Source organism: Mucilaginibacter phenanthrenivorans (genome assembly GCF_024721155.1).
Classification (GTDB): Bacteria; Bacteroidota; Bacteroidia; order Sphingobacteriales; family Sphingobacteriaceae; genus Mucilaginibacter; species Mucilaginibacter phenanthrenivorans.
This window is the reverse complement of sequence record NZ_JAHVAP010000004.1, coordinates 467524-488662: the sequence shown is the minus strand read 5'-3', so window position 1 is coordinate 488662 and position 21139 is coordinate 467524. Positions and strand designations below refer to the sequence as shown.

The following is a 21139-nucleotide window of genomic DNA, read 5'->3' as shown; positions in this document are numbered from 1 at the left end:
ATGTCGGACGAAGCAATAGTAAAACGGTTAAAGGTAATTGTAAAGGAGCATGGTGGCCAACTAGCACTTGCCGGGGCAATTGGTGTAGACCAGGGCTTTATCAGTAAGGTGATCAACAAAAAGCAGGATGTTAGCTATTACCTTATCCGCAAGCTTTGCTTCCAGCTAAAATATTCGCCCGAATGGCTCATCCTCGGCACCGGCGAAAAGAAGATCAACAAACCCGAATCGGCCAAGCTTATTACCGAGATCCAGATGATGCGTACCGAACTGGATATCCTTCATGCCCGGATGCGCGCCTACGAGCTGGAAATAAAAGACCTTAAGGAAAACGGCCTGCTGAACGAGCAAAAAGCAAGCTAAGCTCTTCACAAATCACCCTTGTTTAGTTTAGGAAAAAAGATCCGCAGATTCTTTATCTTTAAATCAAAAATCAGATTCATGAAAAAGTTTACACTTATGGGCTTGCTTTGCGTTGCTTTTTTACTGGGCTATGGCTTCAGCCGCCTTACCATGCCGGCCAATACCGGCCCGCGCGTAACCGGCATCGGCGGTGTTTTCTTCAGGGCCAAAGATCCTAAAACTCTCGGGGCCTGGTATGAAAAAAACCTGGGCATGCACATGGTACAGGGCAGCACTAACTTTGAATGGCACCAGGGTGCCGATAGCACAAAAAAGGGTTTTACCTTATGGGTGCCTTTTAAAGCAACTACCAAATACTTCCCTTTAGAAAAGCAATTTATGGTTGATTACCGCGTGGAGCAGTTGGGTGCACTGTTAGCTAAGCTTAAAACGGCCGGAATTTTGCCCACAGATTCAGTACAAAAGGTAAGCTACGGCAGCTTTGTTCACCTGATGGACCCGGAAGGCAATATGATTGAATTATGGGAGCCTAACGATGTTGAATTTGCTAAAATGAGCACAAACACTACGAAGTAGCCTGCATAATAGACATTCTCTATAAAAAAGCCGGCAACTATTAAAGCTGCCGGCTCATAAAACAATAAAACAACCTCTTATTTTATTGAATCTTGTCGCCCTGCTTTATTTCGTCAGAGGCGTGGAGTATTACCTTATCATTAGCCTTTAGGTTGCCAAATACTTCGGTATCGTTGTTACTTACCAATCCCTCTTTTATCTCAACAAGGTCGGCTTTGCCGTTGTCGTCCTTAATTACATATTCTTTTTCGGTTGAGCGGATGATGGCATTGTTCGGCACCAGCAGTGATTTCGCGCCCGATACCATCGGGATGTTCACTTCGGCGTACATGCCCGGTTTAAGGGTGCCGTTGGTGTTCTGCACATCAATTTCGATGGCCTCCGATCGCATGCTGCCAAGGGCATTTGCTGACCGGCTTATTTTAGCGGTTTGCTTGCCACCCGGCATGGCGTTAAACGTAAATGAAACAGGCTGGCTCAAATCAACCTTGTCTACATAATCTTCGGGAATGTAAACTTCCAAACGCATTTTGTGGATGTCCTGCAGGATCAGCATGGGCTGGTCGGTAGCTTTGCCGGGAGCAACCAGGGCGCCTGGCGATACATTACGCTGAATGATCATGCCATCAAAAGGCGCATAGATGTTCAAATAGCCCTGCATTGTTTTTACCGATGCCATGTTGGAGAGTTCGGATTGGGCAAGCGCTTCGTCGGCCTTCATCCTTGAGGTGGCGTTGTCAATATCCAGGGGCGATACGGAGCCGGGCTCACTTGCAGCTTGTTTCAGGCGCTGGTATTTTTCCTTGCTGGCCTGCGCATTTTCTTTGGCTTGCAGGTAGCGCGAGTTAGCAGCCTGCAATTGCGATTCCATTTCGGGTGCTTCCAGAGTTACCAGCAGCTGGCCTTTTTTTACGATGGAACCACGATCTACATAAAGCTGCTTTACAAAGCCGTTAACCTTGGGGAAAATGTTTACCTCGTTAAAAGGTACCAGTTGCCCCGGTAGCCGTGCCGAGCTTGATAAAGCTTTTTCAGATACGGGTGCAAAGGTGTACTTAGCGGTTTTTTCTTTGGATTGATTGGTCAGGTCTACCGGTTTTTGGTTGCCCGAGCAGGCAGCGAACAAACAGGCGGCTGCCGTTATAAAATATGGTGCGTATTTCATGTTACTGTACATTTAAAGGTGTGGTTGTGGTTAAATCTTCGGGCATTAAGGATGGTTCGTCGTAGGTGGTTTTGTTTTGTACCCATGCAAACACCATCGGTAAAATAAACAGGGCGGCAAGTGTTGAGGCAAATAAGCCACCAATAACAGCGCGGCCAAGCGGCGCGGTTTGCTCACCGGCTTCGCCCATGCCCGATGCCATTGGGATCATACCTGCTATCATGGCAAGGCTCGTCATTAATATAGGCCTTAACCTGATGGATGCACTGGTAATGGCCGCCTTTGTGGCGTCTTTATATTCCAGCCGCAACTTCTCGGCATTGGTTACTATCAGGATAGCGTTGGCTACGGATACCCCTGTGGACATGATCATACCCATGTACGATTGCAGGTTAAGGGTAGACCCGGTAAGCAGCAGCGCCGTTAACGACCCTAATATGACCGCAGGAATGGTTGACAAAACGGTAAGTGATACTTTAAACGATTGGTAATTTGCCGCCAGTAACAGGAATATAACCAATATGGCAAATGCAAGGCCGCTCTGTAAACTGTTTAACGTCTCCGTCAACAAGCTCGACATACCGCCTATCTGCGCCAGCAAACCTTTTGGCGGGTCGCCGATTGATTTTACCGCCTTTTGGACATCTGCCGTGGCTGTACCCAAATCCTTTTTATAAATATTAGCGCTAATGGTGATGAAACGCCTTGGCCCGCTGCGGTCATACTCGCCGGGAACATAGCTCACCTTAAAGTCGGCCACATCGGCAAGGGTAGGGCTGCTTTGGCCCTTTACCAGCGGGATCTCTTTTAGCTCATCCATCGTATTCATTACATACTCCGGGATTTGCACCTGTACCGAATAGGTATAAGCGTTTTTATCATCAAGCCAAAGGTTCTTTTCCGTAAACCGGCTGGATGAGGTACTTGCTGTAACCGAGCGGGAGATGTCCTTGATGTTCAAACCAAGCTGCGACACCTTAAGCCTGTCGAGCGTGATGGCAATAGCCGGGAATTTAAGCGGCTGATCGATCTCCACGTCGCGCAGGTAAGAGATTTGTTTCAGCTTTGCCAAAACCTTGTTACCGTAAGCCTCAATCTGTTGCATATTTTTACCGGCAACCTGTACCTGTATGGGTGTTGATGCACCCTGGCTCATGATCTTTTCCGTCATGTCGATAGGTTCAAAGCTGATGCTCATTTCGGGCATGGCGGCCGCAATGTTTTTGCGGAGGGCATCTTTCAGCTCGTCCATATTCACCTTGTAATCTTCATCAAGGTTTACCTGTAAAACGGCCTCATGCGTACCGGTATTAAATACATACAGGTTACTGCTGCCAAAGCTGCTCGGGATCAAACCAATATAACCCGAGGTGATCTTTACGTGGTGGTCAACCGTTTTGTCGATGATCTGCAGCACCTGTTTAAATTTATCTTCGGTACGTTCAAGCCGGGTGCCCTGCGGTTCCTTTAGCCTCACCTGGAACTGGCCATTGTTTAGCTTCGGCATCATATCCTTGCCAATGACCACAAAGCCAACGCCGGCAAGTATGATCACCCCAAATAAATAAACCAAAATGATGAGCTTTTTGCCAGGCATCAGTCGTGTTATAATTCCTACAAAGCGCACCTTCACCCGTTCAAACAGGTCGTTTTGTTCCGGATGACTTTCTTCTTCCTGGCGATGCTTTTCTATTTGTTGTTCTTCCCGTTTGTCAAGGGCTTCGCCGGCATGGGCATGTACCTGGTCGTGGTGATAATGCTGGTAACGTTCGGCCTTTATCAGCCAGTTACTCATAATGGGTACCAACGTTTGGGCAATTACATATGATACGATCATGGTTAAACCAATAGCCATTGACAGCGGCAGGAACATCGCCTTTGGCACGCCGTTCATCAAAAACGATGGTGCGAATACTGCCAAAATACAAAGCAGGATCAGTAACAGCGGGAATGCAATCTCCTCGCAGGCATCATAAATTGCCAACCGTTTTGATTTGCCCATTTCCAAATGCTGGTGAATGTTCTCAATGGTTACCGTTGCCTGGTCAACCAGAATCCCTATCGCTAAAGCAAGGCCGCTCAACGTCATAATGTTGATAGTTTGCCCGAACAGGCTCAGCAGCAACACACCTATTAATATAGACACCGGGATGGTTATTACTACAATCAGGCTGCTTCGCCAGTCGCGCAGGAATAAGAGTACCATCAGGCCGGTGAGCAAGGCACCTAAGCCGCCCTCTGTCATTAAACTTTTTACTGCGTTTACCACGAAGACGGATTGGTCAAACTCATAGGAGATCTTTACATCATCCGGCAGCAGGTTCTGCATTTCGGGCAGCTTGCTTTTTAAATCCTGTACCACCGTCCATGTGGAGGCATCGGCGGTTTTAACTACAGGGATATAAACCGACCGCTTGCCATTTATCAGGGCATAATCAACGGTGATATCGGCTGCATCCGAAACGCGGGCAATATCCTTTACATAAACAGGCACGCCATTTTTTGTGATCACCGGGATGTTGCCAAAGTTATCCGCACTCTTTATCAGCGAATTCATTGTGGTTAAATACATCTGGTCGCCAAGCCTTAAGTTGCCCGATGGCGACATCACATTGAATTTTGACAAGGCTTCAACCACTTCATCAGGTGTAAGGTTAAAGCTGCGGAGCTTGTTGGGATCAACACTCAGGATGATAGACCGCGCGTTTGACCCAAACGGTGGCGGCGCCGACAGGCCGGGGATAGTTGCAAACATGGGCCTGATCTTGGTAGCCGCCATATCGTAAATGTCCTTCAAACTCTCTGTTTTACTGTCCATCACCAATTCGCCTACGGGCAGGGATGAGGCGTCAAAACGAATTACCTGCGGCGGCAATGCACCCGGCGGGAAAAAGCTTTGGGCACGGTTTACCTGCAACGCAACTTCGGCCGATGCTTCGGCCATGTTGGTGCTTTCGTAAAACGAGAGCTTGATGAGCGTTAATCCCTGGATGTTTTTACTGCTGATGTTCTTGATGCCGTTTACATACAGGAACTGATCCTGGAGACGAGTAGAGAAAAAGCCCTCCATTTGTTGGGGCGACATGCCCCCGTACGATTCAATAATATAGATAGTGGGCAGGTTAAGCTGCGGGAATATATCTATAGGTATGTTTATTGCGCTAAGCACTGCAAAAATTAAAAGGCTAAGCGTTATCACCACAACGGTGATGGGCCTTTTAAGTGCTGATGTTACCATTGACATAGCTGGTTATTTTATAAAGTTTAAAACTGTACTTACCTGGTTTTGAGTAATGGCCTTTTGGAAAAGCGCATTTGCATACTGGTATTTGGCCTGCATGTAATCTGTTTCGGCGCGGTAAAGGATATTTAGTGCAGCGTTAAGCTCAATAATATCGGTTAACCCGCTTTTGTAAAGCGAGAGCTTTTGCCGGTAGCCGTCGTTTGCAGCCTTCAGTTGTTTGGGGATCTCGGTAAGGCGCTCCAAAGCGGTTTGCATTTCCACATCTGCCTGGCTTGAGCTTGTTGTCAGCAGTTGCTGTTGTTCTTCAAGCTTTTTAAGGGCGTAATTGGTGCTGGCCTTTTGAGTACGCAGTTTTAACTGGCGCCGGCGCAGGTCAAACAAATTGTACGAGATGCCTAATCCAACCAAATAATTACCGCGTTGAAAGCCATAGCCGGATGATACTTCATTATAGTCGCCGGCGGCGTTAACGCTCGATCCGCGGCCCCAAACTGCTGCTTCCAGCGATATTTTAGGGTTGTACATTTTTTTTACTACATCTTCCCGTTGCAGGTTGTCCTGGTAAACCGACCGGTAGAAATTAATAAGCGGATGGTTAGCAGTATCAGCATTAAACAAATAAGCGGTGGGCTGGCTGATCAGCGAGGCTTCAACCGTGCTATCAGGAACAATAGACTGATAGGGGAGGCCCGTGATTGCCGATAGCTGTAATTGCTGCTGCTTAAATTGATTTTTTAGTTCGATATAAGTTAAGCGCGCCTTTGATAGTTCGGCCTCGGCAATGCTGGTGTCAACACCGGCACGCACGCCGCTTTTAGCAAGCGATTCAATTGATCGCCTTATCTGCTGGTTGCGCTCGATGTTGCGGTATTGGATATTGAGAAAATCCTGCAGGCGCAATAACAACAGGTAGTTACCTATGGTATAAGCCTGTAGCTGGTACTTTGATTGGGCAAACTGGTTTTGCTCAACTTTTACATCAGCATTTGCTGCCCTGTTTTCGGCGCCGTATTTGCCGAAGTTGTAGATCTCCCAGTCGAGCGCGGCTATGCCAAGGTTGTCGCCAACGGCCGTAGTTACGTTGCTGTTATGGATGCCGCCAGAACTTGACGGGATAATGCCAAAGCCAAAGTAAGGGCCGGTGGTATTGTTACTGGTACCTATATCAGCCTGGTAATTTAATTTCAAATTGGGCAGCCAGTTGCTGCGGGTTTCGGCAGCTTGTGACTGCCTGATGAGTATTGCTGCCGAATCGGTAATCAGCTCAGGCGCTTTTTGGTCCACCCGGTTCAGCAATTCTTTTAACGTTACAGGGGATGATTGCTGGGCATTTGCAGCTATCGCAATAAAAAGCAATAGCAACACAGCCGCGCATTTTTTAAAACTTAACATTTTTGTTTTCAGAATTAATTTGAGGAAAAATGAACAATAGGAAACAGGGACAATTTGCCCCGTATGAAAAACTACCGCACTTACCAAAAAGAGCGGTCTGTTGCGAAAATTAAATGAGAAGTGCGCGGTTTTGCAGGTAGGCAAGTTGTTGCACAGGCAAGCCAAAGAGCAGTCGGCGCAGGTAACTATTTATGTTACCGTTTGTAGTATAAAATACAGAGGCAAAAAGTAGCCCCAGGAAAAAGCAAAAGCGGGGCGAAAATAGATTTGGCCTGTCGCGAAGCTTTTTTTGATCAGCGATGATATTTGAGCTGTCGTTTTCAGAGTTCTCTATCTTTCGTTTGGTAAATGCTTTAACAAGGATGTTATTGGCAGGCGGCAAATTGCCATGGCAAAGTATTGCAAAGCCGATAAATGGTTTTGCAACAAAAAGCAATACTGCCAGGCAGAAATAAATTTTGGCTAATTTATAACGTCGCATCGTTAAACATTTTGATGGTTTTTTTTGCCAATATGGTCGACAGATTTTTTCGCATTATTTCTAAAACATCAATACAACAGTCCAGCTTTTCACTTGGGATTCCGTTGCTTGCCATTGTTGTTGTGTTATTTAATATATTTTCTATTTCGGGAATGATTTTCCTTGCTTTTGGCGTCAAATAGATGTTATGCCTTCTTCTGTCGTCCGGATCCTGTTTTATCGTGATGAAATCATTTTGCGATAATTTAAACAGGATATTTACCATTCTCGACTTATCAATTTGAAACAGTTCAGCCAGTTGATTTTGACTAAGTGGCTGTTCTGAGTCTGAAATAATAAGAAGTATTTCCGCATAATTATCCAGGCCCATTCCGGCTAGCTGCTGGTAAAGTAGCTTGTTGTATAATAAGCTTGCGTGCTTTAAACTTTTTGAGATCTTTTTAAGAGGCTGCATTTCAATAGTATTGAAGTGAAAAACCGGGATCAATTCAATTTTTCGGCATTAAAAACGCCTAAAAATTAAGGAACATTGAATAACTGGCAGGGTTATTCAATATCCAAATCAGGAAAGTTTTCAGATTCTGAAGGTGCAGAGCGAGAGGTAAGCGTAGCGGTCGCCGCCGAAAGTAAGTGTGCTTTCCGGCACCGGCTGTTTAGTTTTATTGGCAGGCTCGCCGCGGCTAATAAAAGGGAATGAAAGATCTAAAACCGCAATTTTAACTACAGACTGTACGCTGTTTTCTTCAATTGTAGCCTTATCGGTACGCTTAACAGCGTTAACGCATTGTACATTTTCAACTTTACGTTTAAATAAAGATGTGCTGTGGCTAATTTTTGCAGCTGTATTATTTGAAAGATAAAAGATATGCGCTACAGCAATAAAAAGATAAATAGCCATAATGGCTAATACCTTAAAACTGAACACATAATTGATTTTATTTTTCACGATGCAAAATTAAGTAATAAAGAAAGCAAAAAGCAAGCCGAAGAATTTTTATCAAAGTATTTTCTTTGTTACCTGTTAATCAGCGTAACCTCCAGCACCTCGGCGGCTGTTTTGCATTTGTTAACAGTGGTTTCAAGCGATTGCAGTATTTCGCGGTGCTTTATAAGGTTGATAGCGTCCTTATCATTCAAAAAAAGTTCGGCAACTGCGGTATAATAGGTACGGTCGGCCTGGCGTTCGTATTGCTTCACCTGGCGGCAGGCCAGCAATATATTGTTATCGGCATTATTAACCTTTAATAGGTTCACCGCATTTTGTATCTCCACGCATGCCTTTAATATCAGCGCTGCAAGGCTTACCATTGGTTGGGTACACTCGTCTATATTATAAAGTATGATATGGCTGCCTGATTCCTTTATCATATCGGCAACATCGTCCATAGCGGCGGCAAGTGCATGAATGTCGTTGCGGGCTAATGGCGTAAATATTATCCTGTCGAGGGCAAGATTTAGTTTGTGGGTAATATCGTCGCCAATATGCTCCATACGGTTAACCTGTTTAAAAAGGTTTTCGCGTTCTTCTGCAGCCGTAATATTTACAATTGAATTGAGGCAGGTTGCCATGTCCAACGCGTTTTTCGCGGCCAGATCCAGTTGATTAAAGAACAAACCCCTATTTGACAGGAAATCCTGCAGTAAAACCCTCATAAACACTGTTATTATTAGTAAAACCCAAAAATAACGCTGGAATGTTAAGTGGATATTAAACAGAATATGCTCAATGTTAAATCTGTGTTATCAATTTTCGTGTAACGAAAAGTGGATGGAAGTTATTGCTAATCAATTATTTAACAAATGTTAAAATTGCCAAAGTCGCATTTTTATACTGTTTTTGAGTGATGTGTACGTTAAGTTAACATTTAAATAATATCATCAAAGATTAATGATGTCTTAACATTAAGATAATGCTGCTGCCCCACTTTTGAGGCAAAATTTATTTAATCCTTAATTGATTATGAAAACAATGTTTACAAGACTTTTTAGCATAGCCGCAGTAGTAACCTTAACACTGGTAGGTTATTCTGTTAAAGCTCAAACAAATTTAAATTCAGACGCAGCACCGGTTGCAAAGGTAACTACTACAGTTGCCGATCAGAAAACGGAAGCTAAAGCCGACGACAAAGCAAAAGCAGAAGCACCTGTTGTTGCAAAGAAGGAAGTTAAGGCTGCTGAAGATACCTCATGGAAGCCTCAAAGAAGATTATGGGGTTATACTTTTGGTGATTTTTACTATAACGCACATTCTCCGGCAATAACTTCAAGCCAGGGCAAGGAAAATAACTACACAGGAGTACCTACCGGCAGAAATGCTTTCCAATTCCGTCGTCTTTATTTAGGTTATGATTATGATATAACCAAAAAGTTTAAGGCTGAAGTATTGCTGGCATCGGAGCCAAGTGCAAATACAGGCGTTAATGGTACAACAGCTATACAAAACAGTGATAACCTGGTTGATGGCAAGATGAGTTTTTACATCAAAAACTTCAACTTACGAGTTAGAGATCTTTGGAACGGAACGGATTTAGTTATTGGTGAAATGAGCACTCCTACTTTCGCATTAAATGAGCCTGGTACAAATGCACCAACTTCATTGGCGGAAGCAACCTGGAGCTACCGTTCAATTGAAAGAACAATTACTGATTACCACAAAGACAACTCATACGATGTTGGCGCTGCCTTGCAAGGAACTTTTGATCCGCAAACTAAGAACTTTGGTTATGTTGCAATGGTTGGTAATAACAGTACTGCAAGCTTGTTATCAGCAGCTAATGCTAATACAGGTTTCTATAAAATATTCTACGGTACTTTGTGGGGTAAGTTCTTGGACAAAAAATTATATGTAGACATTTACGCAGATTACGCACAAACTGCGCCGAACACTGCTGCTTTGGCTGAACAATCTCATAATATGTATAAGATATTTGCAGCCTATAATGCTAAATACTTTACTATAGGTGCTGAAGCTTATACCCAGAAGTTTAAAAATGGGGTTACAAATAAAACGACTACCCAGGCAGAAGATGCAACAGCTCAGGGCTTTTCGGTATGGATCAGAGGTGCAATTGTACAAGGCAAATGGGGTTACTTCGCCCGTTATGATACTTATAACCCGGATACTAAATTTAACAGTGCTGATCCTTATTCTGTTAATACTAACTATGGCTCTTACGATCCAACTACCAAAGAGCAATTTGTTACAGCCGGTTTAGATTTTACTCCTGCTAAAAACATACACTTCATGCCAAACGTTTGGTTTACACAATACAAAGACAAGTTAGCACCAACTACAGCGGGTTATTTACCTGATAACCATACTTTGGTTTACAGAATGACTTTCTTCTTCACTTTTGGTAAATAATAATAAGATACTCCTTTTGTTATGCTGATTTGCTATAGGGGCTGATCAGCATAACAAAAAAGAGAAGCCAATAAAGAACTTAAGGGAACAAACTAAAACTCATACAAAAAACAAAAAAATGAAAGTAATTAAAAGTTTAAAGGTAGCTGCTGTGGCGATTGCTGCAAGCGCACTATCATTATCAGCATCAGCGCAAGACAATACTTTGCTGGGCGCAGGCAGTACATTCGTGTACCCGTTGTTCTCAAAGATCTTTGCTGAGTATGCTACTAAAACAAACGTAAAAGTTAATTACCAGTCAATTGGTTCAGGCGGCGGTATCCTGCAGCTTACCAACAAAACTGTTGACTTTGGCGGATCAGATGCTCCTTTGAATGCCGACCAGGCTAAAAAGATCGGTGTCCCGGTTCTGCATATCCCAATGGCATCAGGCGCTGTTGTTGTTACTTACAACGTACCGGGCCTTACAACCGGTTTAAACTTAAACGGTTCTGTTTTGGGTGATATTTACTTAGGTAAGATCACTACATGGAACGACCCTAAAATTGCTGCATTAAACAAAGGCACTAAATTGCCTGAAACACCGATAGTAGTTATCCACCGTTCAGACGGTAGCGGTACTTCTTTCATCTTTACCGATTTCTTAACTAAGGTAAACCCTGATTGGGCTGCTAAAGTTGGTAAGGCATCTGCTGTAAACTGGCCGGCCGGTTTAGGTGGTAAAGGTAACGAAGGTGTTGCCGGTTTAGTAAAACAAACTCCCGGAGCTATTGGCTACAACGAGCTTGCTTACGCTATCCAAAATAAAATGGCCTATGCTGATATCGCGAACAAGACCGGTAAATTTATTACCCCGACTCTTGAATCAACTACAGCATCAAGCAACGTTGAATTACCTGCTAACGCTGAGGTTTCATTAACAAATACTGATAACCCAAAAGGTTACCCTATCACCAGCTTTACCTGGGCTTTAATTTACAAAGAGCAGAAATATAGCGACCGCAGCGCTGACAGGGCTAAACAACTTTTAAAGTTACTTTGGTTTAATATTCATGACGGACAGAAAAACTGCGCACCTTTAAACTATGCGCCGCTTTCAAAATCTGCCTTAAAAGTTGCTGAGAAAATATTGAAGTCAGCCACTTATGATGGTAAACCAATATTATAATTAGTAAATTAGGGAGTTGCTAATATTGAATTAATAACTTCAAAAATTAAGATACAATTACCAGTTTCCTGAAATCATCGGGGCTGGTAATTGTGTTAAATAACAAAACCCAATTTTGTGAAAAATAAAAGATTAGACCTCTCGTACACCCAGATGAAATGGGAAACCGTTTTTAGGCGGATCCTGATCTTTATGAGTGTTATTTTGGTGCTGATTGTTATCGGTATTTTAATAACACTGATAATTGAATCAATGCCGTCCATCAAATCATTAGGAATAGGATATTTATGGGGCAAGGTTTGGGATCCGGTGGCAAATATTTATGGTGCATATCCTTTTTTAATAGGTACGTTGCTTACTTCGTTCATCGCGCTTATCCTCTCTATACCTTTTTCATACGCGGTTTCAATTTACCTTGGCGAGTATAACCCTAAGGGCTGGCTATCAAACCTGTTAAAAAACAGTATCGAGCTTATTGCTGCTGTTCCCTCCATTATTTATGGCTTTTGGGGATTGTTTGTTTTAGTGCCGGTTATCCGCACGTTTGAGGCGAAAATTGGCGTTGCACCTTATGGTATCGGCATTTTTACCGCATCATTGGTGCTTGCTGTTATGATCATTCCTTACGCAGCGTCGCTAGGGATCACCCTTATCCGTATGGTGCCATCACCGTTAAAGGAGGGTGCTTACGCTTTAGGCGCAACACGTTTCGAAGTTATCCGCAGCGTCATTATGCCGTATACAAGGTCGGGATTATTTGCAGGGGTGCTGTTATCATTAGGTCGTGCACTGGGCGAAACCATGGCAGTAACCATGCTGATAGGTAATACCAGTACGCTGGCACATACCTTTAAGGACCTGATCTTCGGCCCGAGCAATACCATGGCCTCCGTTATAGCCAATGAATTTACCGAGGCCGACCATACCGTTTATCTTTCGGCACTTATAGAACTTGGCCTGGTGTTATTTTTTGTTACCGTGATCATCAACCTAATAGGTAAAAGGATAATCACCAGATTTACTAACAGTTAACGATATGGATGCACGCATAGGAATAAGAAATACAAAAAGTATGCTATTTAAAGGGCTTATCGTTTTTTTAGCCTTTTTAATTACCATACCTTTAATAATAGTTTTACTATACATTATTAAGCAAGGTGTTACCCAGGTAAACTGGCACTTTTTAACGCACGTACCTGCGCCGGTTGGCGAAGCGGGCGGTGGTATCAGCAATGCATTGATAGGTAGTTTTATCATGGTGATCATGTCATCAATAATTGCAATACCTGTGGGCATGTTTGCCGGGATCTACCTGAGCGAAAATCCGCATACCAAATTGGCTTATTACAGCGGTTTGTGTGTTGATATTTTGCAGGGTGTACCATCAATTGTTGTGGGTATTGTGGTTTACTTCTGGATAGTAAAGCCGCTGGGGACCTTCAGCGCACTGTCTGGTAGTATAGCATTATCCATCATGATGTTGCCGATAGTTATTCGCTCAACCGAGCAAACATTGCGCTTATTGCCACCATCGCTAAAGGAGGCTGCTCTGTCATTAGGAGTGCCTTATCACCGGGTTATTATGAAGGTAATTGTTCCCTGCGGTTTTGCCGGGATCTTATCGGGTATAATGCTTTCGGTAGCGCGTATCATTGGCGAAACAGCGCCATTGTTGTTCACCGCGTTTGGTAACCCTTACCTCTCAACTTCAATCACCAAGCCAATGGAGAGTTTGCCCCATTTGATATTTACTTATGCCACCAGTCCGTACGACGAATGGCATAACCTTGCCTGGGGCGCATCATTTATATTATTAATGTTTGTTTTAGTATTAAACATATTTACAAAACTGATCACAAGAAAATGGAACATACAGTTGTAAGCGCATCAAAATTTAATGCCTGGTTTGGCGATAATCACGTAGTAAAAGACGTGACTATCGGCATTGAAAAAAACCAGGTTATTGCCGTTATGGGCCCGTCGGGCTGCGGCAAGACTACCTTTTTGCGCTGCATAAACCGCATGCACGAGTTAATACCCGGCGCAACGGCAAAAGGAAGCTTAAAGTTATATGACGATGAGGTTTATACCATGAACCCCATCTACGTAAGGTACAAGATCGGTATGGTTTTCCAAAGGCCAAACCCATTCCCAAACCTGAGCATTTATGATAACGTGGTTGCGGGTTATAAGCTAAACGGCCTTAAAATGGCTAAGGCCGATATGGACGTTATTGTTGAAAAATCATTAACATCAGCCGCATTGTGGAAAGAAGTTAAGGATTCGCTGCACAAAAAGGGAACATTCCTTTCTGGCGGGCAGCAGCAGCGTTTGTGTATTGCACGCGCTATTGCTATGGAGCCTGAAGTGATCTTGTTTGATGAGCCAACTTCGGCCCTCGACCCGATCTCGACATCGAGCGTTGAGCAGCTGTTTCATGAACTAAAGGAAAATTATACCCTTATTATAGTAACACACAATATGCAGCAGGCGGCGCGCGTAAGCGATAAAACAGCGTTCTTTTACATGGGCGAACTGGTTGAGTTTGACGACACAAAACAAATGTTTACCGCGCCAACCGATGTTAGGACACAGAATTATATTACAGGAAGGTTCAGTTAGCCCCCGGCCCCTAAAGGGGAGTAAAAAACGGAGGCTGAGATAGAGTTGTTAAAAATATTTATAAACTTAAAAATTCCCCCTTTAGGGGGTTAGGGGGCAGAAAATGACACCATTAGAAAACGAAATTACCGCGCTGAAAAAGGAATTGATCAGCATGTGGATACTGGTTCAGTCGCAATTGAACAAGGCAAAGGATGCCATGGTTCAGTTTGACAAGGACCTGGCCCGCGAGGTTTTAATAAAGGAAAAAAGAGTAAATGCATTTGAGCTGAAGATAGATCGCGATTGCGAAAATATCTTCGCCCTGTATTGCCCGGTGGCTGTTGACTTAAGGTTTTTACTGGCAGCGTTAAAGATCAATACAAACCTTGAGCGTATCGGTGATATTGCCGCAGGTATTGCATTATACATTGTTGAATCGTCAGTAAACTTTGATGTAAAGGCATTGGAAAGCACTTCGCTTATCCGCATGTACGACGAGGCTGTTAATATCCTGATAGATACCCGTACAGCTTTTGAAAAGGAAGATACTGTATTAGCCCGCAGCATATTTAAACGTGATGATGTACTGGACGCCATTAACGAAAATGCACCATTGGTAGTTGCTGAAGTAATTAAGGCTGATATGAACAGCATCCCCGAGGCGCTGTATATTCTTTCGGTTATCCGCAAGCTGGAGCGTGTTGGTGATCAGTCGAAGAACATTGCAGAAGAGATTATATTTTACGTAGAGGCCAAGATCCTGAAGCATTTGGAAAGCAGCCAGAAACACATTGAAGGCGAAGAAGATTAATGATTTTGGATTTCCGAAATTCTAAAACGATATTAATTAGGTTGATTGATTAATAAATGAGAGCAAGGCGGGTAGTGATATCCGCCTTTGTTGTTTACTTGTCGCAGGCGTAAGACAGCTTAGTTATATTTGTAAAATCGAAATTAACTGCTTTTCCCCTAATATCATGCGTGCCAATTTGATGTGTAGTTATGGTACTGTAATTACCTGTTACCGGGTCTTTATCATATTTGAAATCATTATTCACGCTGTTGACTGGTTCATTTGGTGTGTTATATGTGATAGATGATTTTATCAAAAGGCCTTTAGGTTCCTTACCATATAAACCTGCAATATAAAAAGGAGTTGAGTAATATAACGGGCTAACCTCGTAGAAACTACTTGCGGTAATTGTTGTATCATACGCAAATGTTTCGGTTAAAGTCGGATTTTGTGGGTTGTTTGCGCTCGGGGTTTCTATATAGCCAGTTAAATTACCATTAACATAAGTTCTTGTGTCGGTAGCGTCTAATACGCCATTAAAATAGTAAGTTATTTTATCTAAATAGCCATCATTGTTATAAGTAATTGTTCCTGTTTCTCCTGTATTATCGGAATACGAAATTACTCTGCCGTTTTCGAGGGTTAACTCTTTTGTATCAATGGCGGTTATAATCGTTATTTTATTGTCTGTGTAGGAAAAATCAAACGACGAAGTTCCTTGGGAATCTTTTATCAAACGATTCTTCGCATCATAAGTAAAATTTTCTGTAGTTGGTGTGTTACTGGTAGCATTTAATATAGCAGACGTTAACTTACATGTTGAGGCGGTATTGGTTTGTTTAGGGTTGTGGCTTGATTTTTTACAAGCTGCAATTACGATGCAAAAGCATGTAATTCCAGTGATAAGGTATTTTTTCATTTTAGAAATTAAGTTAAGCAAATGTATTGTTAAATGCGAGCATATGTTTAGAACGAAAAAACTTAAACCTATTTATTGTACGGAAACTCATTAACCCAATGAAACCCTCGCTTTAAAAGCGGGAAGTTTTTTGGATCCATTTTATGCAGGCGGATTAATACCGAATCCTGCTTCCAGTTACCTTTTAAGATCATTATATCAGGTTTTTCAAAGCTATAATTTAAAGTATACACGCGCACAGTATCTGTGGGAAGATTTACAACAATCTGATGTTTTATAGTATCAGTTTTTGCCGGATAGTATTTTGTGCTGTCGTTCATCAGTTTAATTGTAAAGCCACCAGGGTAGCTTATCCAAAATTTATTCCACCGGGTGGTGTCAGTTGTCAGCGGAGGGAGTATATTATTATTAATTGCAAAGCTTTCTACCTTGTAAAGCCCATATAGTGGCGGTTTTTTTCCGTTATCGCCATACTGTTTTGCCAGCGACACGCAATTAGCAAAATTAGACCAGATGGTGAAGGCTATTAAAATGAATTTAATTACACAAAGCGTAATGTTCTTCCACCGGGCTTTAAAACGGTGCGGCGACAGGTTTGATGGGAGGGCCTCCCTGTTCCTGAAAAAGAAATTGATCAGGCGGGTTGTGTCTCTTATCATCAAAAACAGGCACATTAAAACCAGGAAGGTTGAAAGCAGTTTTACAGGCACATCAAAGCAATAATTAATGGCCATTATATTCCCTGCAACTACTAGTCCTATAATAGCCCCCAGCGCAGTAGTTTTTCTGAAAAATAGTAACAGTCCGGCAATCAGCTCGGCAAAGCCGGTAAAGTAATTAAAACCGGTTGAGTACCCCATATAGGTCCACGCCAGGCCCATCGGCGACATGTTCCCCACAGGTTCCGTCAGTTTGCCAAATGACGGTGACGGAAACTGTAGCTTAATTATTTTAGCACAGCCATAACTTACCATGGTAATCGCTACGTAATACCGGATCACCACAGTAAGCCAGTAAAGCAGTTTGTTATAGTTACGGGTCTTCCTACCAGTTATTGACCAAATTATTGCACCCGCTGAAGATACCGTTGTAAGGAAAAGGATAATCAAGTAATCGTAAGTGGTATCTCCACTGCCGTTGGTGAAAATGGTTATTGCTTTGCCCAGATGAAGCACATGCTTTGCCAGCCAGGGTATAAATGTGTGAAAGGGCTGAATGTAAAAATTAAATAACCCATCGGTAAACGGTATTACCCCGTTAGGGTTAAAAAATATATACAGAACAAAAAATAATGTAAAAAAGCGAAAGGCTATTTTTTGGATGGATGACCAGTAAGCAGGTTCGGCGGCTGTGGTTGTCATAATCAGGTGGTTATTAAACTGTGATAGTAACACCTAAAATAGTGAAAAATAAATTATAGTACTCAAACACAGAAAATAACAATTGATTTTCATCGTTTGTAGCGAAAGCGATTACCCCATCGTAATACTAATAGCTAAACGCCTAAATTATATAACATGAAAAATAAGTACCTGCTCTTTATGTTCGTTTGTCTGCTTGGTTTATCGGCATGTCACAAAGATAAAAGCGCCTTTCAAATGGGACAGATTATTGGCAAATGGCAGGTTACTAAATTAACCTTGCACCAGGTTACCGATGCCTCGACATCGGCACACGATACAACTTTTACCAGCAATGCTTTTACAGCCGGCGACTTTTATGAGTTTAACCGCGACAATACCGCCCTTATTTCATACAGTGGCACCTATTCGTTTGGCGGCAAGGAGGAAACTATTGCGGGCGGCACCGTTTTGATCAGCGCCAACCATTACAAATATGATATCAGCAGCAATAATTTAAAATTAACGCTTACAGATGCTATACCGCAAACGCTTCATGGCAATAGTTCCTTTTCATCCAGCAACACCATTAACCAGCTTGACGATACACATTTGGTTTTAACCGCTGTTTATAACTATATGGGCACATCACCAAATATCCAGGGCGGATCGTTGAGTATTGCCCAAACAACTTATTTTACAAAGACTAACTAAACACATAAAGAAGTATTCAGCACATTCCGCAACTATCACTACCCCCACCATTTTAACACCGGTGGCGAGTTTGGCAGGGTTGGTAATTTGACCTGTTGATAATTAGCTTGGTAAATTTAAAGTTCGCGGCTTATAAAATCACGGGCATAATTTTTTATCATGTCCCTTACTCTTCTAAATTCATTCATTACCTGTTCCGCATCGCCGGTGGCCTTTGCGGGATCGGGGAAGTTTTGGTGAAAGCGCTTAACATTACCCGGAAAGAACGGGCAAGCCTCATTTGCATTGTCGCAAACGGTAATTACATAGTCAAATGGGATCGCTATATACTCATCAACATTATTTGAAGTATGCTTACTGATGTCAATACCATCTTCAGTCATTACCTGGATAGCTTTTGGGTTTACGCCGTGGGTTTCAATTCCTGCGCTGTAAATATTGGCTTTACCTTCGGCAAAAAATCTTAAATAACCCTCGGCGATCTGGCTGCGGCAACTGTTGCCGGTGCATAGTACCAGTATGTTTTTCATGTTGTTTTGGTTGTTAGTTTTGTTGGATAATATTTTTTACGCAGCCAGAAGGCTAAATTTACCAGGGCGATCAATGCCGGTACCTCAACCAATGGCCCGATAACCCCTGCAAAGGCCTCGCCCGAATTGATGCCAAATACACCAATAGCAACAGCAATTGCCAATTCAAAATTGTTGCCCGTGGCAGTGAATGCAATAGATGTGCTTCGTGAATAATCAGCCCCAAATGATTTGCCGATAAAGAAGCTTAGTAAAAACATGATGGTAAAATAAATTACCAGCGGAATAGCAATCCGGATAACATCAAACGGAATCTGCAAAATGAGGTTCCCTTTTAAACTGAACATCACCACTATGGTGAACAGCAAAGCAATAAGGGTTATCGGCGAGATAAAGGGTACATACTTTTCCCTGAACCATTGTTCGCCTTTAACGGCAATCAATGTGTAACGGCTAATGATGCCGGCGGCAAACGGGATACCCAAATAAATACCTACACTTTTCGCAATTTCGGATATGGTGATGTTTACCGCCAACCCTTTTAAGCCAAACAGCGGCGGCAGTACGGTAATGAAAACATAGGCATAAACGCTGTATAATAATACCTGGAAGATGCTGTTTAGCGCAATTAATCCGGCAGCATATTCGCGGTTGCCTTCGGCCAGTTCGTTCCACACTACTACCATGGCAATGCAGCGGGCAAGGCCGATTAAGATCAAGCCGACCATATAAGCAGGGTGATCGCGCAATAGGGTGATAGCTAAAACAAACATCAGTATCGGGCCTACTACCCAGTTAAGCACTAAAGATGCGCTCAACACTTTGGTGTCTTTAAACACCTCGCCCATATTCTCGTATTTCACTTTAGCAAGCGGTGGGTACATCATTAATATTAATCCGATAGCCAAAGGGATATTTGTGGTCCCGCTGGAAAAGGAATTGATAAATCCCGCCGATGAGGGGATGAAGTAGCCAATACCGACACCTACCGCCATTGCTAAAAAGATCCATAGGGTTAAGAACCGGTCAAGGAAACCTAGTTTTTTTCTTTCTGCCGCAGGGGCACAATCGTTAGCGCTCATAGTACCTGGTTAAGTAGTTTCTGCATTACTATTGCCGACTGCGGGCAAACGTAGCTAAACTCGGACGATTGCTGCACTTTCGCTGGCACGTCTGTCCTGGTAATTGTATCATAACCCTTGCTGCTAAAATATGCAGGAGCAGTTTCTGTAAGCAGGTAGATGGCTTTAATTCCTTTAGATGTAGCAAGTTCTTCCACCTGTTGCAGTAGTTTACCGGCTATTCCCTGGTTGCGATAATTTTTATTTACCGCCAGTGAACGTAGTAAGGCATAGTCGCCATAAAGCTCCAATCCAATTACACCAGTCAGATCTTCCTCTTGTGTTGTAACTACAAAGTTTTCGAGGGTTTTGGGCAGGTCGTCGGTCGGCAGCTTTTCCGCAGCTAATAAGGCAATAACGGCTTCGCGATAGTTGTCGGCTTGTTGAGTCTTCATGGTAATAATATTAGCAGCAACCTCCGCCGGGTGTGCAGCAGCTTTCGGCAGCAACAGCAAGGTTTTTTAATTGGATTTTTGGTTTTTCAGCGACGGGTGCGCAGCATTCCTCACCTTTGTCGTTTGTTCCGCAGCTGCCGCCACGGCTAATTGCTTTGCATTGTACCGCATCGGGGCGCAGATCGATGACCAGGTTCTCCCCGTCGACAGTGATCTCATTAGGAAACATCTGGCGGGTATCAAACTCCGAATTGCCGAACTCGATCTTAACCGTTCCGTTGGGATTAAGTGGCAGCATTTTTTCTACCACCTCAACAATAGACAAAGCTTTTTTAACCTTCATCGATCGCGCTTGCTGCTGATTTTCAGGAACCCAAAGCTGAACGATAATTTCTGTCCACGCATTCATCACGCCGCCGCAATCAACAGACGTTATGGGTGCTTGTTTAATTTCTGTGATATGGTAGGATGCATCTACTAACTTACCTTCCGCGTATTGAAATTGCAGGTCAAGTTCCGGATTTAGTAATAATGTATCCTTAAAAGTCTTCCAGTTTATCGATTCTATCTTATTCATGGCTTTAATGTTTATTGCAATATTACGATGGTTTAATTCAAATTTTTTTAACAGCAGCCGGGTTGCAGATCAGGAGAATTCAGAAAGCCGGTAAGCTGTGCCTTAAGCAAGGCCCACGCTTTTGGTTCAATACAATAACAAACGCTCACGCCTTCAATGGTTCCCTGGATTAATCCGGCAGTTTTTAATTCTTTTAGATGCTGCGAGATGGTAGCCTGCGCCAAGCCAAGCTCAACAGACAAGTCGCCACAGATGCAGGCATTTGCATTGATGATCTGCTGCAAAATGGCAATGCGAGCCGGATGCGCCAGCGCTTTAAGCATTACAGCCAGCCTGTTTTGCTCCTCGGTGAATATTTCTGTTTTTGTTAATCCCATTATATATTGCAATATT

23 protein-coding genes are annotated in these 21139 nt (G+C 43.0%); 9 read left to right on the top strand and 14 right to left on the bottom strand.

Annotated features, from left to right (window positions below):
- Positions 1-363: a helix-turn-helix domain-containing protein gene (locus KXD93_RS11715; RefSeq protein WP_258137291.1), complete on the top strand. Its 363-nt coding sequence runs from the start codon at positions 1-3 to the stop codon at positions 361-363.
- Positions 364-441: 78 nt separating this feature from the next.
- Positions 442-939, top strand: coding sequence for a VOC family protein (locus tag KXD93_RS11710; protein ID WP_258137289.1), 498 nt, complete (start codon positions 442-444; stop codon positions 937-939).
- Between the two features lie 82 nt (positions 940-1021).
- Here KXD93_RS11710 and KXD93_RS11705 read toward each other — a convergent pair whose 3' ends face one another.
- The 7 genes from KXD93_RS11705 to KXD93_RS11675 form a co-directional block, all read right to left on the bottom strand.
- Positions 1022-2104 (bottom strand): efflux RND transporter periplasmic adaptor subunit, encoded by a 1083-nt coding sequence (locus KXD93_RS11705; RefSeq protein WP_258137288.1) that lies wholly within the window; start codon positions 2102-2104, stop codon positions 1022-1024.
- A gap of 1 nt (position 2105) precedes the next feature.
- On the bottom strand, positions 2106-5348 hold the full coding sequence (locus KXD93_RS11700) for an efflux RND transporter permease subunit (RefSeq protein ID WP_258137287.1): 3243 nt from the start codon (positions 5346-5348) through the stop codon (positions 2106-2108).
- Between the two features lie 6 nt (positions 5349-5354).
- Positions 5355-6740, bottom strand: a complete 1386-nt coding sequence (locus tag KXD93_RS11695) for a TolC family protein (protein ID WP_258137286.1) — start codon at positions 6738-6740, stop codon at positions 5355-5357.
- Between the two features lie 109 nt (positions 6741-6849).
- On the bottom strand, positions 6850-7221 hold the full coding sequence (locus tag KXD93_RS11690; RefSeq protein ID WP_258137284.1) for a hypothetical protein: 372 nt from the start codon (positions 7219-7221) through the stop codon (positions 6850-6852).
- Positions 7208-7675, bottom strand: a complete 468-nt coding sequence (locus tag KXD93_RS11685) for a MarR family winged helix-turn-helix transcriptional regulator (protein WP_258137283.1) — start codon at positions 7673-7675, stop codon at positions 7208-7210. Before KXD93_RS11685 ends, KXD93_RS11690 begins: the two co-directional genes overlap by 14 nt.
- 120 nt (positions 7676-7795) lie before the next feature.
- Positions 7796-8167 (bottom strand): hypothetical protein, encoded by a 372-nt coding sequence (locus KXD93_RS11680; RefSeq protein ID WP_258137281.1) that lies wholly within the window; start codon positions 8165-8167, stop codon positions 7796-7798.
- A gap of 68 nt (positions 8168-8235) precedes the next feature.
- Positions 8236-8874: a DUF47 domain-containing protein gene (locus KXD93_RS11675; protein WP_258137280.1), complete on the bottom strand. Its 639-nt coding sequence runs from the start codon at positions 8872-8874 to the stop codon at positions 8236-8238.
- A 307-nt stretch (positions 8875-9181) separates the two neighbouring features.
- On the opposite strand from KXD93_RS11675, the gene KXD93_RS11670 reads away from it, so the two are divergent.
- The 6 genes from KXD93_RS11670 to phoU all read left to right on the top strand — a co-directional run bounded on the left by KXD93_RS11670 (position 9182) and on the right by phoU (position 15168).
- Positions 9182-10585, top strand: a complete 1404-nt coding sequence (locus KXD93_RS11670) for a porin family protein (RefSeq protein ID WP_258137279.1) — start codon at positions 9182-9184, stop codon at positions 10583-10585.
- A gap of 118 nt (positions 10586-10703) precedes the next feature.
- The gene (pstS, locus tag KXD93_RS11665) at positions 10704-11753 is read left to right on the top strand and encodes a phosphate ABC transporter substrate-binding protein PstS (RefSeq protein ID WP_258137278.1); all 1050 of its coding nucleotides are present in this window, start codon (positions 10704-10706) and stop codon (positions 11751-11753) included.
- Between the two features lie 117 nt (positions 11754-11870).
- Complete coding sequence (gene pstC / locus KXD93_RS11660) at positions 11871-12785, top strand: phosphate ABC transporter permease subunit PstC (RefSeq protein ID WP_258137277.1); 915 nt, start codon at positions 11871-11873, stop codon at positions 12783-12785.
- A 4-nt stretch (positions 12786-12789) separates the two neighbouring features.
- Positions 12790-13635: a phosphate ABC transporter permease PstA gene (pstA, locus tag KXD93_RS11655; RefSeq protein ID WP_258137276.1), complete on the top strand. Its 846-nt coding sequence runs from the start codon at positions 12790-12792 to the stop codon at positions 13633-13635.
- Entirely contained in the window at positions 13617-14375 is a 759-nt protein-coding gene (pstB, locus tag KXD93_RS11650) for a phosphate ABC transporter ATP-binding protein PstB (RefSeq protein WP_258137275.1), read from the top strand. Before pstA ends, pstB begins: the two co-directional genes overlap by 19 nt.
- A gap of 103 nt (positions 14376-14478) precedes the next feature.
- Positions 14479-15168 carry a phosphate signaling complex protein PhoU gene (phoU, locus tag KXD93_RS11645; protein ID WP_258137274.1) on the top strand — a complete coding sequence of 230 codons (690 nt, stop codon included), beginning with the start codon at positions 14479-14481 and terminating at the stop codon, positions 15166-15168.
- A 94-nt stretch (positions 15169-15262) separates the two neighbouring features.
- Here the strand turns inward: phoU and KXD93_RS11640 are convergent, their stop codons facing one another.
- Both KXD93_RS11640 and KXD93_RS11635 read right to left on the bottom strand, forming a co-directional pair.
- Complete coding sequence (locus tag KXD93_RS11640) at positions 15263-16069, bottom strand: hypothetical protein (protein WP_258137273.1); 807 nt, start codon at positions 16067-16069, stop codon at positions 15263-15265.
- 68 nt (positions 16070-16137) lie between these two features.
- A complete protein-coding gene (locus KXD93_RS11635; protein ID WP_258137272.1) occupies positions 16138-17430 on the bottom strand; it encodes a DoxX family protein in 1293 nt (430 codons plus the stop codon).
- A gap of 156 nt (positions 17431-17586) precedes the next feature.
- Between KXD93_RS11635 and KXD93_RS11630 the strand changes: the two genes are divergently transcribed.
- Entirely contained in the window at positions 17587-18123 is a 537-nt protein-coding gene (locus tag KXD93_RS11630; RefSeq protein WP_258137271.1) for a hypothetical protein, read from the top strand.
- A gap of 116 nt (positions 18124-18239) precedes the next feature.
- On the opposite strand, the gene KXD93_RS11625 is transcribed toward KXD93_RS11630, so the two are convergent.
- From KXD93_RS11625 to KXD93_RS11605, 5 genes are read right to left on the bottom strand one after another with little or no spacing between them, the layout of a single operon-like run.
- Positions 18240-18653 carry an arsenate reductase ArsC gene (locus tag KXD93_RS11625; RefSeq protein ID WP_258137270.1) on the bottom strand — a complete coding sequence of 138 codons (414 nt, stop codon included), beginning with the start codon at positions 18651-18653 and terminating at the stop codon, positions 18240-18242.
- A complete protein-coding gene (gene arsB / locus KXD93_RS11620; protein WP_258137269.1) occupies positions 18650-19735 on the bottom strand; it encodes an ACR3 family arsenite efflux transporter in 1086 nt (361 codons plus the stop codon). Before arsB ends, KXD93_RS11625 begins: the two co-directional genes overlap by 4 nt.
- Entirely contained in the window at positions 19732-20169 is a 438-nt protein-coding gene (arsN2, locus tag KXD93_RS11615) for an arsenic resistance N-acetyltransferase ArsN2 (protein WP_258137268.1), read from the bottom strand. The genes arsB and arsN2 overlap by 4 nt, the downstream gene beginning before the upstream one ends.
- A 10-nt stretch (positions 20170-20179) precedes the next feature.
- The gene (locus KXD93_RS11610; RefSeq protein WP_258137267.1) at positions 20180-20746 is read right to left on the bottom strand and encodes a DUF6428 family protein; all 567 of its coding nucleotides are present in this window, start codon (positions 20744-20746) and stop codon (positions 20180-20182) included.
- Positions 20747-20793: 47 nt separating this feature from the next.
- A complete protein-coding gene (locus KXD93_RS11605) occupies positions 20794-21123 on the bottom strand; it encodes an ArsR/SmtB family transcription factor (protein ID WP_258137266.1) in 330 nt (109 codons plus the stop codon).
- Between the last annotated feature and the right edge of the window lie 16 nt (positions 21124-21139).